The organism is Brevibacterium samyangense, from assembly GCF_039529845.1.
Lineage (GTDB): Bacteria > Actinomycetota > Actinomycetes > Actinomycetales > Brevibacteriaceae > Brevibacterium > Brevibacterium samyangense.
This window is the reverse complement of the sequence record NZ_BAAANO010000020.1, coordinates 231,557-242,320: the sequence shown is the minus strand read 5'-3', so window position 1 is coordinate 242,320 and position 10,764 is coordinate 231,557. Positions and strand designations below refer to the sequence as shown.

8 protein-coding genes, 2 tRNA genes and 1 pseudogene are annotated in these 10,764 nt (G+C 70.4%); 7 read left to right on the top strand and 4 right to left on the bottom strand.

Annotation, left to right across the window (positions count from 1 at the left end):
- Nucleotides 1-1,302, top strand: a pseudogene (locus tag ABD172_RS11810) (hypothetical protein); the annotation flags it as partial.
- A gap of 147 nt (nucleotides 1,303-1,449) precedes the next feature.
- On the top strand, nucleotides 1,450-3,339 hold the full coding sequence (locus tag ABD172_RS11805) for an Ig-like domain-containing protein (RefSeq protein ID WP_344309869.1): 1,890 nt from the start codon (nucleotides 1,450-1,452) through the stop codon (nucleotides 3,337-3,339).
- A gap of 265 nt (nucleotides 3,340-3,604) precedes the next feature.
- On the opposite strand, the gene ABD172_RS11800 is transcribed toward ABD172_RS11805, so the two are convergent.
- A tRNA-Leu gene (locus ABD172_RS11800) sits at nucleotides 3,605-3,686 on the bottom strand.
- Nucleotides 3,687-3,801: 115 nt separating this feature from the next.
- On the bottom strand, nucleotides 3,802-4,272 hold the full coding sequence (bcp, locus tag ABD172_RS11795; protein WP_344309867.1) for a thioredoxin-dependent thiol peroxidase: 471 nt from the start codon (nucleotides 4,270-4,272) through the stop codon (nucleotides 3,802-3,804).
- Between the two features lie 117 nt (nucleotides 4,273-4,389).
- On the opposite strand from bcp, the gene ABD172_RS11790 reads away from it, so the two are divergent.
- The 3 genes from ABD172_RS11790 to ABD172_RS11780 all read left to right on the top strand — a co-directional run bounded on the left by ABD172_RS11790 (nucleotide 4,390) and on the right by ABD172_RS11780 (nucleotide 5,602).
- A complete protein-coding gene (locus tag ABD172_RS11790; RefSeq protein ID WP_344309866.1) occupies nucleotides 4,390-4,674 on the top strand; it encodes a DUF3618 domain-containing protein in 285 nt (94 codons plus the stop codon).
- A gap of 182 nt (nucleotides 4,675-4,856) precedes the next feature.
- The gene (locus ABD172_RS11785; protein WP_344309883.1) at nucleotides 4,857-5,150 is read left to right on the top strand and encodes a GroES family chaperonin; all 294 of its coding nucleotides are present in this window, start codon (nucleotides 4,857-4,859) and stop codon (nucleotides 5,148-5,150) included.
- Between the two features lie 379 nt (nucleotides 5,151-5,529).
- Nucleotides 5,530-5,602: transfer RNA gene (locus ABD172_RS11780), tRNA-Lys, on the top strand.
- Nucleotides 5,603-5,895: 293 nt separating this feature from the next.
- Here the strand turns inward: ABD172_RS11780 and ABD172_RS11775 are convergent.
- The gene (locus ABD172_RS11775; protein ID WP_344309864.1) at nucleotides 5,896-7,218 is read right to left on the bottom strand and encodes an MFS transporter; all 1,323 of its coding nucleotides are present in this window, start codon (nucleotides 7,216-7,218) and stop codon (nucleotides 5,896-5,898) included.
- Nucleotides 7,219-7,397: 179 nt separating this feature from the next.
- On the opposite strand from ABD172_RS11775, the gene ABD172_RS11770 reads away from it, so the two are divergent.
- Both ABD172_RS11770 and ABD172_RS11765 read left to right on the top strand, forming a co-directional pair.
- The gene (locus tag ABD172_RS11770; protein WP_344309862.1) at nucleotides 7,398-7,955 is read left to right on the top strand and encodes a helix-turn-helix domain-containing protein; all 558 of its coding nucleotides are present in this window, start codon (nucleotides 7,398-7,400) and stop codon (nucleotides 7,953-7,955) included.
- A 44-nt stretch (nucleotides 7,956-7,999) separates the two neighbouring features.
- Nucleotides 8,000-9,331 carry an amidohydrolase family protein gene (locus tag ABD172_RS11765; RefSeq protein WP_344309860.1) on the top strand — a complete coding sequence of 444 codons (1,332 nt, stop codon included), beginning with the start codon at nucleotides 8,000-8,002 and terminating at the stop codon, nucleotides 9,329-9,331.
- Nucleotides 9,332-9,348: 17 nt separating this feature from the next.
- On the opposite strand, the gene ABD172_RS11760 is transcribed toward ABD172_RS11765, so the two are convergent.
- The gene (locus tag ABD172_RS11760; protein WP_344309858.1) at nucleotides 9,349-10,719 is read right to left on the bottom strand and encodes a class I SAM-dependent methyltransferase; all 1,371 of its coding nucleotides are present in this window, start codon (nucleotides 10,717-10,719) and stop codon (nucleotides 9,349-9,351) included.
- Between the last annotated feature and the right edge of the window lie 45 nt (nucleotides 10,720-10,764).

Here is a 10,764-nt window from a genome sequence, read left to right as displayed (position 1 = left end):
CCCCCGGCGGCGGCACCGCACGCCCCGGTGCCGGAACCGGCTCCGGCGAAGCCCCGTCGGCGCGGTGCGTTCAGTGGGCTCACGGTGCCGACGGTCGTCCTCGCGGGCCTGCTCGTAGCCGCCTGCGTCGCATGGTTCGTGCCGAACGTCCGGGAGTTCATCGGCGCCCCCGAATCAGGCCCCGAGAGCATCCCGGCGGAGGCCGGCGCAGTCACCCAGGACGCCCTCGAAGCGGCCGACTCGCCTGCGGCCGTCCCCGGGTTCTCGGAGTCGCCCGCGTGGGAGGCCGAGGTACCGCAGACCGCCTCGGTGACGGCGACGGACCGCGGTGTTCTCGTCGTCGACGGGAACACCCTGCGCGTCCTCGATCCGGCAACGGGCGGGTTGCGGTACGAAGGTCCGATCGACGGGGCACTCAGCTTCGCGGTCGACACGACGATCGACGGCGAGCACGCGCTCCTGTGGCGTTACGGGAACACCGCGCAGGCACTGTTCGACGGCGAGACCACCCCCGTCGACTACGAGCTGCCGCCGGACGTGCGGATCTCGAGCGCCGGCACGAGTGTCCTCGTGAAGCAGGGAAACAGCCTCAAGACCTTCGCGCGGGGCGGGCTCGCCGACATCCCGACCCCGGAACCGGGCGCCACCCCGATGGCGATCGACGGCGACCATCTCATCTCCGCCCAGTGGGCCGGGCCGGTCACCGTCACCCAGATCCACTCGAACGAGTCGCGGCGTGTCGACCTCGAACAGCCCGCGGAGAACCTCGAGATCATCCGCTGGGTGACCGCCGGGTACGGCAAGGTCGTGACCCTGTGGGGCGAGCCGGGCGCCTCGGCGAACTCCGGGCATCGGGTGCAACTCGTCGTCCACTCGCTCACCGACGGCAGGATCACCTCGCAGTTGTCGACGAGCACGGACGCCGTCGGCGATGCCAACTGGGTCCGGGGGCAGGGCTACCGGCTCGCCGTCATCGGCCCGTACCTCTACTCGATGGAGACCGGCGCACTCGTGCGCAACGGGGACGAGGACGGCCTCCAGTTCTCGGAACCACGGGGCAACGTGGCACCGGCCGTCCGGGGCGACACCGCGGTCCTCGTCGTGGGCGACACCGCCTACACGAGCGGTACGAACGTCCTCGCGGTCACGGGCGAGGGGTCCCCGCTCGCGGATCCGGCCGGCACCGGGAGCGCCCCCGAGGCGGTGCCCTCGGCAGGCGCTCCCGGATCCGAGGAGGTCGGATCGTTCGCGATCGTGCGCCGGAGCGCCGACCGGGTGACGGCGTTCGCGGCCGAACAGTGACCACTGTTCCCGTTCCCGCACGTACCGCCGCGCCCGGTCCCGCACCGTGCGGCCCCGCATGGGCCCGTGCCGTAGGCTGGCCCGTGGAGATCTGTGCACCCGGCACTTCTCGTGCCGTGGCCGCCCGAACCGTTCCCGAGGAATTCCGTGCCTAATCCGTCCCAGTCCCTTTCCACCGGCCGACAGGCGCTCACCGGTCGTGCTCTCGCCTCCGGTGTGCTCGCGCTCGCGGTCTGTGCCGCGCCGATCGCGGCCTCCGCGGCAGTCGCCCACACGACGGAGCCGACGATCGCGGGATCCCCGATCTTCGACAGCACCGCCACTCCGACCGCAACGGCCACGCCCACGGAGACCGCCACCACGACGGCGTCGCCGTCGGCCACCCCTTCCCCCACGGAGTCCACCGCAGCGGAATCCGCCGAGGCGCCCCGCACCTACGGCACACAGGACCACTCCGCGACCACCTCGGGTCCCGCGGCCGAGGCGCCCGCGCCCGATTCCACGACGGTACCGGCAGCTGCGCCCGGCGCCACGGGACCCGACTCCGCAACGTCCGCGCCCGCCACCGGTCCCACGGCCGCGAGCACTCCGGGCACGGCGCCCGGCGGCGAACCCGATGCGACCCCGACTCCCGGCGCGACCACGGATCCGTCGGCCGAGCCGACCGCACCAGCGACGGAACCGACACCCACACCGACCGAGGACGAAGGCGACGACGGGGAGTACGCAACCCCGGTGGCCCGCGATGTCGCTTCGGACGAGTCGTCCGCGTTCGAGGGAGACGTGCACGGCATCGACGTCCTCACCAACGGGGACGAGAACGCGGAAGTCGGGCTCGTGGGCGACCCTGTCGGGGGGACCTTCACCGTCGAAGACGACGAGACCGTCTCCTTCTCCGCGGAGGACGGATTCACCGGCACGGCGTCGGTACAGTTCGTCATCACGAATTCCGAGGGCGAGCAGTCGAACGCAGCGACCCTCACGGTCGAGGTCGAGGAGCCTCGCGTCGTCCTCCACGACGACTCCGCGGAGATCCCCGCGGGTGAGACCTCGGTCGTCATCGAGATGCTCGCGAACGACGAGTTCGATCCGGAGGAACAGCGTCACCGGGTGCGTCTCGAGGCGGCAGGAGAACGCGAGCCTCTCGACACTCCCGCAGGCACGTTCGTATTCGAGTACAACTACCAAACCCGTGATCAGCAGATTCGATTCGATGCGAACCCGGAGACCTTCGCTGGCACGGCGTCCGCGACTTACATCGTGACTGCTGCGGACGGCCATGAGTATTCGGCCTCCATCACCGTGACCGGCCCCGATCTCACTGCGGGCCCGCCGGAGCCCGAGGCACCTCAAGAAACTGAGATTCCGGGCGGATCAGACGACTCCGAAGCACCCGGGTATCCAGAAGAGACAGATGCTCCAGAAGAGCCCGGCGGTGCTGAAGAAACCGACGGTCCGGAAGAGTCCGGGGGCTCGGACGTTACGGACGAAGAAACTGGCGCGTCAACGGGAGACGGCACTTCCGCTGAGAACGAGGTACCACCGAGCAGCCTGGACGGTAGCGACACTGGCGAGACCGCCGGGATTCCCGCACCCACCGACGCCCCCACTGACGGTGCCACGGAGGAAGCGACCTCGGACCCGTCGAACGACATCGACAGCCAGGCCGGCGACGACGGATCCGATTTCTTCCTGCCGGGCACCGGCCTGGAGGAGGACGGCGTGCCGTCCGCCGAGAACTACGCGGACCCGGTTCCACAGGCCCCCGGTGACGTGTTCGGGTCGGACGACGACGTCATCACCGCCACGGGAGCCGACCCGACGGCAACGGGCGCCTCGGGCGAGGACGAGCCAACATCGGGCGACAGCAGTGCGGGCGACGACGCCTTCCTCGAGACCGGCAACGGTGAGGACGTGTCGACGTCGACCAGGCCGCTCGACGGCCCCGGGATGTCGTGGGCGATCCCGACGCTCATCGGTATCGGCGTCGCGGCCCTCGGCGTCGTCGGCTGGGTGACACTGCGCCGCCGCCCCTGAATCGCTCCGGCGGACCGACATCGTTGACGCCCCCGTGCTCACGCGTTATCAGTTCCATCTCGAGTTGGCGGCAACGTGCTCGGTTACGTGCGTGCAACTCGAGACGATGCATGTCACTCGGCACGACCGGATGACGACTGCGCATGGTGAGGGCACCGCATCCGTCGCCGGTGAATGACGAAGGTCCGGAACCAACGGGTTCCGGACCTTCGTGTCGATGATGTACCGACTCATCTGCAGGCGATGACCCGACTCATCACACGCGTACGCGAGAGGGGACTTGAACCCCTACGTCCGAAGACACTGGAACCTAAATCCAGCGCGTCTACCTATTCCGCCACTCGCGCGAACCCCACCATGCTATCGGCTCGACGGGGCCGGCCCCGAACCGAGGCGCGGGGCCGGGCGAGGGACGGGCACCGGTGGGCGCGGGGCACCTCGGTGGTGGGGAGGGGGCATCCCTCAGTCGTCGATGCCGAGCTTCTTCCGGATCCGCGCGACGTGGCCGGTGGCCTTGACGTTGTACATCGCGATCTCGACGACGCCCTCGGGGTCGATCACGAGCGTCGAACGGATGACGCCCTGGACGATCTTGCCGTAGTTCTTCTTCTCCCCGAATGCGCCCCAGGCGGTCATGACCTGCTTGTCGGCGTCGGACAGGAGCGGGAAGTTCAGTCCCTCCTTCTCGATGAACTTCGCGAGCTTCTCCGGGGAGTCCGGGCTGATGCCGAGCACCTTCACACCGCTTGCGGCGAGAGCCGAGAGGGAGTCGCGGAAGTCGCACGCCTCGGTCGTGCACCCGGGGGTCATCGCCGCCGGGTAGAAGTAGACGACCACGCGGGAACCGCGGTAGTCGGACAGGGACACCGGGGTTCCGGTGGAGTCCGGGAGGGTGAAGTCGGGAGCGGTGTCGCCCACCTCGAAGCGGGGCATGGAGGTCGTCCTTCCGTCGGGTGCTGATCCTCTGCGGTGCCCCACCACCCTATCCCCCGGTGAGACGGTAAGCTCGGTCGCGAACAGGCTGCAGCGAATGACAGTGAGGACCCTCATATGACCAGCATCGTGTACACCTCGGACGTGACCGTCGACAAGGCCAGCAAGGACCAGCTGGCGGAGTCCATCCGACTGCGCGAACAGCGTCTGGCCGCCAACCTCGAGGAGCTCGTCCAGCGCGTGCACCCCAAGACCCTCTCGGCCCAGGCGGTCGAGAAGGCGAAGGGCACCGTCGTCTCCCCGACCGGTGAACTGCGGACGACGAACCTGGCCCTCATGGGCGGAGTCGTCCTCGCTGTCACCGGCGTCGCCCTCGCGCTCGTCCTCAAGGGACGCAAGTAAACCTCACGCATGCCTCACGGCCCGCTCGGACCCACGGTCCGGGCGGGCTTCGTGCATTCAGGGGATGTGCGCCGCCCCACTGTGGCCCGTCTCGTCCCGGCCGGGTTCGGGGCTGCGGCACCTCCACACCACTGCGGGATAATGACCGGGTGAGCGAGAAGAAGAGAGAACTCCCGATCCGTATGCTGCACGACCGCATCCTCGTCGAGCCCGATCAGGCCGCCGGCGAACGGAAGTCCGCCGCCGGGATCGTCATCCCCGCGACGGCGGCGGTCGGCAAACGCCTCGCCTGGGGCGCTGTCGTCGCGGCGGGCCCGCACGTCCGGCAGGTCGCGCTCGGCGATCTCGTCCTCTTCGATCCCGACGAGCGAGCCGAGGTCGAACTCGAGGGCACCACCCTCACCCTCCTGCGTGAACGCGACGTCCACGCCGTGCAGGAACCCGTCGAGTCGGAGTCCACCGGCCTGTACCTCTGATGAGCGCGTCGGCGGAACATCGGGGAGCAGCTTTCCCGATGCGGCACCACCGAGGCATCCCCCGTCACCCGCGAACGTTCGACGAACCCGAGGTGAATGACGGACGTCCTGTGACGTACCTTCCATTCGCCTCGGGTTCGTCGTCCCCACCGCCTCCCGAGGCACCCGGAACGACCCAGCGCACGGACGGGCGAGCACGATGAGACCCGCGCCACGCGCAACGTTTTCCCTGGTGACAGGCTCGCAAAGGGCGACTCACGCGAGCGCACCGGTGAGGTGTGCCACAAACGGCCGAAAACCGGCTTTCCGAGTTTGCGCACCCCGTCGACCCATGTATAGTTATTTCTCGTTGCAAGCGAGGAAACGAGCGAAACAACACGCGCCTTTAGCTCAGCTGGCAGAGCAACTGACTCTTAATCAGTGGGTCCTGGGTTCGATCCCCAGAGGGCGCACCCGCAGGAAAAGGGNTCCGTTTCGCATTGCCCGGGATGGCTCGTTTCGCATTGCCCGGGATGGCTGCTGCCGCGCAGGCGTTCCGATCCCTCGTCGAGATCACGATTCCCTGCTGACACCGCGTTGAGATCGCCATTGAATGCGCAGATTCACGGAATCCCAGCAGCCGATCGCGACACGAACGTCGGCACCCACCGACAATCGCACAGTCGACGCCGACCCGACCCCGACTCCCGCCCGTACTCGCGAGCACCGACGTGCTCCCTCCCCACCGGCATCACGCCATACGCCCTCACACGCGTATGCGCGCCCGCACCGGCCCGTCCCCGCGCGTGCGGAGCGCATTCCACGCCGTGAGGCCGATCGCGACGACGACGAGCACAAGACTCACGGTCATGGCCGCGTGCAGACCCCACAACGCGATCGATCCACTCACGACGATGATCCCGACCGAGCCGGCCGTGCGCAGCAGGGAGAACAACTCCGCCCGCCGATCCTCCGGGGAGAGATCGTCGACGACGAGCGAGAAGTACGTCTGCAGCTGGGGCAGATAGACCCCGATGAGCGCCGCACCCGCGAGGGTGACGAGCAGATGCCCTCCGAACAGCGCGAGCACATTTCCGAGCCCCGTGAGCGCGAAGAACACGACGACCCCCGCCGCGCTCGGCCGCCGGTTCCGCATGCTCACCCACATACCGCCGAGCACCGATCCGACGCACAGCACCAGCCCGAACACGAAGGCCCATCCGGCGCCCAGCCCGAACGCGAGCGCGAACGCCACCGCCCCCACCTCGACGATCGCGGCGGCCGCATTGCTCGCCGCCGCGCACACGAGCCACAACAGGACGACGGCCGGCACCCGGCTCGTCCCGCCCGTACCTCCGGTGCCGCCGTCCTCGCCCGCCGAGGCGCCCCGCGCCCCCGCATCCGCCTCGCCTTCCGCGGCGTCCCCGTCCCCCACCCGCGCCCCAGCAGACGCCCCACTCACCGAGGGCATGAGGACCATCGGCCCGAACCCGAGGACGATCATCACGACCATCGCCCACACCGGCGACACCGCACCGAGCGCCGATGCGAGCACCGGCGAGGTGGCGAACGTGATCTCGTTGAGCGTGGCCGCGATCCCGAGCGCCCGGGGCAACCCCGCCGGGCGAACGAGACGATTGAGCAGCATGCGCTGATACCCGTAGGCCGCACCGTTCACGACCCCTGCGAGGACGACCGCACCGAACCACCAACCGAAGGGCACACCAGCGACAGCGAGGAGAGTGAGCCCCACGAGGGCGAACGCACGGATCCCGATGAGGGCCCGGAGGTACCGCACGGCATCGAAGCGACGGCCGAACCGGGCGACCGGAACGGCACCGACGACCTGCGCCGCCGTCATCGCGAAGACGAGTGCCGCCCCGGACTCCGCGCTCCCGGTGAGCGGCAGTGCGAGGAGAGCGAACGCGATGGGCCCCGCGGCCTGCGGGACGCCGAAGACGGCGAATCCCGCCCACCACCGGACGAGCGGCCCGCGTGGCAGAGGCGGGACAGTGGGTACGGCAAGGGGCGCCTCGGGAGTGGAGGCGGTGGGGCCGGGAGGGGTGGCCGGACCGGATTCGGACGTCATGGTGAGCACTATAGTGCTCACACGCGACGTGCAGCGCGTCCATCCACCGATAGTCTTGACCCGCCCGTTCTCCCTTCTCAGGAGGCAGGACCCCGGACGCACGAATCCCGGACGAACGGATCCGGAAGCAGGACTCGCGCACCCGGGGAACAGGACGGGCACGGAACGGAGGTGGACACATGTCGGAACGGATCCGACCGGAGGTCGCGGTGCAGGTGGGGCAGCGGATCCGCGCACTCCGCACGCACGCCGATCTCACGGTGGTCCGCCTCGCCGAACGCAGCGGTGTGAGTCGACGCATGCTCACGGAGATCGAACAGGGGAAGGCGAATCCGAGCCTCGGGACCGTCGACCGGATCGCCTCCGCACTCGGCACGACCTTCGCCGGACTCGTCGAACTCTCCGGCAGTCCCTCCCCCGAAGGCGTCGCGGTGTGGTCGACCGACCGCGGCAGCTGGGGCTACCTGCTCAAGGCAACCGAGACGGACTCCGTCTCCGTCGAACTGTGGAAGTGGCGCATCCTCGCCGGCGACGGCTACCGGACGAACGTCGAGAGCGCCGCTGCGGACTCGATCGTGCACGTCGACCTCGGCACACTCGCGGTCGGGCAACCGACCCGCCCCTTCGAGGTCCGAGCGGGCGAATCCGCACGGGTCACGAGCCGCGAACCGGTCGTCTTCGGCCCCGCCGGCGAGGTCGTCGAGTTCCTCTGGGTCGTCACCGTCCCCCGCACCTGACACGCAGCCCCACCCGATCACCGGGATCTGTCATGCTGTGGCGCATGACAACCCCGCACTCCCCCACATCCCCGTCCTCGTCGGTTCCGTCCGGCTCCACGCCGAGCTCGGCACAGCCCGCCTCCGCGCCCTCCCCCGCCGACCTCGTCGTCCGGAACGTCCGCCCGTGGGGAGATTCCCCCGTCGACGTCCACATCACCGCGGGCCTCATCACCGCGGTGACGCCCACCGCGCCGTCGGACCACTGCACCTCGCCCGCCGAGGCGCCCCGCGCTCCCGGCCCCGCGTCGCCGGCCGTAACATCCGCCTCCCCGACCGTCGTCGACGGCCGCGGTCTGCTCGCGCTTCCCGGCATCGTGAACGCGCACGCGCACGTCGACAAGACGTGGTGGGGTAAGGAGTGGGAGGGCTACGGCGGGGTGATGACGACGCCGGGGCGCATCGCGCACGAACGGGCCCGGCGCGACGCCCTCGGTATCCCCGACCCGGATTCCGTCCGTGGCCTCCTCGCGCAGATGGTCCGCTGCGGCACGACGGCGATCCGCACGCATGTCGACGTCGACCCGGGCGTGGGCCTGCGCGGTGTCGAGGTCGTCCGTGAGGTGTTCGCGGAGTACGAGGGAGCCCTCGGTACCCAGATCGTCGCGTTCCCGCAGGACGGGGTGCTCCGTCGCCCCGGCGTCCTCGATCTGCTCGAGCAGGCGGTCGCCGCCGGGGCCGACCACATCGGTGGGATCGATCCGGCGACGATCGACCGGGACCCCGTCGGACAGATCGACGCGATCCTCGGACTCGCCGCACACACCGGTGCCGGGGTGGACATCCATCTCCACGACCCGCGCGAACTCGGTGCCTTCCAGATCGAGCTCCTCCTCGACGGGATCGAGCACCGGGACCTTCTCGGGCGGGTCAACCTCGCCCACGGTTTCGCGGTCGCGCAGGTCGAACCGGCCCGGCGCGCCGGGCTCCTCCGGCGGATGGCCGATCTCGGGGTGTCGATGACGACCGTCGCTCCTCTCAGGCACCCGGAGCAGCTGCCGCTCGCAGAGCTCCGGGCCGCCGGTGTCCGCCTCGGCTTCGGCACCGACGGCGTGCGTGACCTCTGGGCCCCGTTCGGGACCGGGGACACGCTCGGGATCGCGTGGCAGTTCGCGCGGGCCTCGCACCTGCCGCGCGACGCCGACCTCCTCGACATCGTGCGCGTCGCGACCGCGGACGCGGGATGGGCCGTCGGCCGCGAGGTGCACGACCTCGTCGTCGGAGCACCCGCGGACCTCGTCCTCCTCGACGCCCAGAACCCCATGGACGCCCTCGTCCGCACGCCCGAGCGGTCACTCGTCGTCGCCGGTGGGAGGGTGCTCCACGACTCACGCTGAGGGACTCCGGCGCGGGTTCAGCCCGCCTTCACCGCGCTCACCACGGTGAACCGGGTATCGCGCGACCACTGCTCGACACGGTCGGCACCGAACGCGTCCTCGATGGCGGTGCGATGGCGCAACAGCGAGTTGAACACGCACACGAGGCGCCCGCCGGGCTCCAGCACCCGGTACGCGTTCGTGATCATCCGGTGGGCGGTCGTGAGTCCCAGCGCCGCTCCCTCGTGGAACGGCGGGTTGAGGAGGACGAGGTCGTACGCCTCCGCGGGGAGCTCCTCGCCGGCATCGGACAGCTGCACCGCCGCCCGCCCGGTCCCGTCGGCCGTCGCGCCCCCGTCGTCCGTCGCGCTCTCCTCGGCACCGACCGTGCCCGTGGCGAACACCTCCTCGCCGAACGCCGCCGCGAGCGTCTCCCGCGCCGAGGCGACGGCTGCCCGGGACACGTCGACCCCGGTGAGGTGCGCCGTCGGGAGGAGATGACCGGCGCAGGCGAGGAGCCAGCCGTTGCCACAGCCGAGGTCGAGGACGGACCCGGCGGGCGCCTCGGCGGTACGGGCGGCGAGCGCCCTCACGAGGGCGGTGGTGCCCGGGTCCTTCTTGATCCCGCCGAAGCACGCGCCGTGGGCGCGCACCGGCAGCTCCGGGACGCCCGGGGCCGGCGAGGGGAGCGTCCCGGCGCGCGGGAACCCCTGGACGTATCCGCGTTCCCCTGCCGGCACGGGCCCGGTCCCGACGAGGATCCGCGATTTCCCGACGCCGGGAGTCACGTCGACCCGGGAGAAGAATTTCGCGAGGGCCTCTCGGAGGCCCGGTCCCATGTGCTTCTCGCGACCGACGAGGACGATCTCGGTCGTGACGTCCGCGAGGTCGAGCAGGTACTCCTCGAGCGCGGCGACCGCCTTCGGTGCCGCCATGACGACGCGGAAAGGGCCCTCGCGCTCCTCGTCGTCCTCGGGCGCACCGACCCCGGCCCCGGCGTCCGCGGTCCGTCCCGGGAGCGCGTGCTCTGCCGGTTCGACGGCGAAGGAATCGTTGTAGGTGAGCACGGGGCGGGTGAGTCCGGCGGCCCGCGCCGCGGAGTCCACCGCGAGGAGGAGTTCCCCGGCCTCCGTGTCGTCGACGACGAGGACCGGAAGTGGATGCGCCCCGGTCGTGCTCCCCGACGGGCCGGCGGCCGGCGCGGCCGGCGACGGTCCGCCCTCGCCGCCGCCCGCCACCACGCGCCCCGACACGTCGAGCACGCCGAGTGCCCGACCGACGAGGTACTCCTGGGTGATCCGGCCGAGGGGGAAACCCTGCGGCCACCGGGCGTGCTCCCCTCCACTTGCACGGATCTCCGTCTGAAGGGTGTCGAGAACGCCCGGATCGGGCAGCAGGGAGGCAGGCATGGGCAAAGTCTACGTAGACTGGCCCACGACTCCTCACCAGCCACG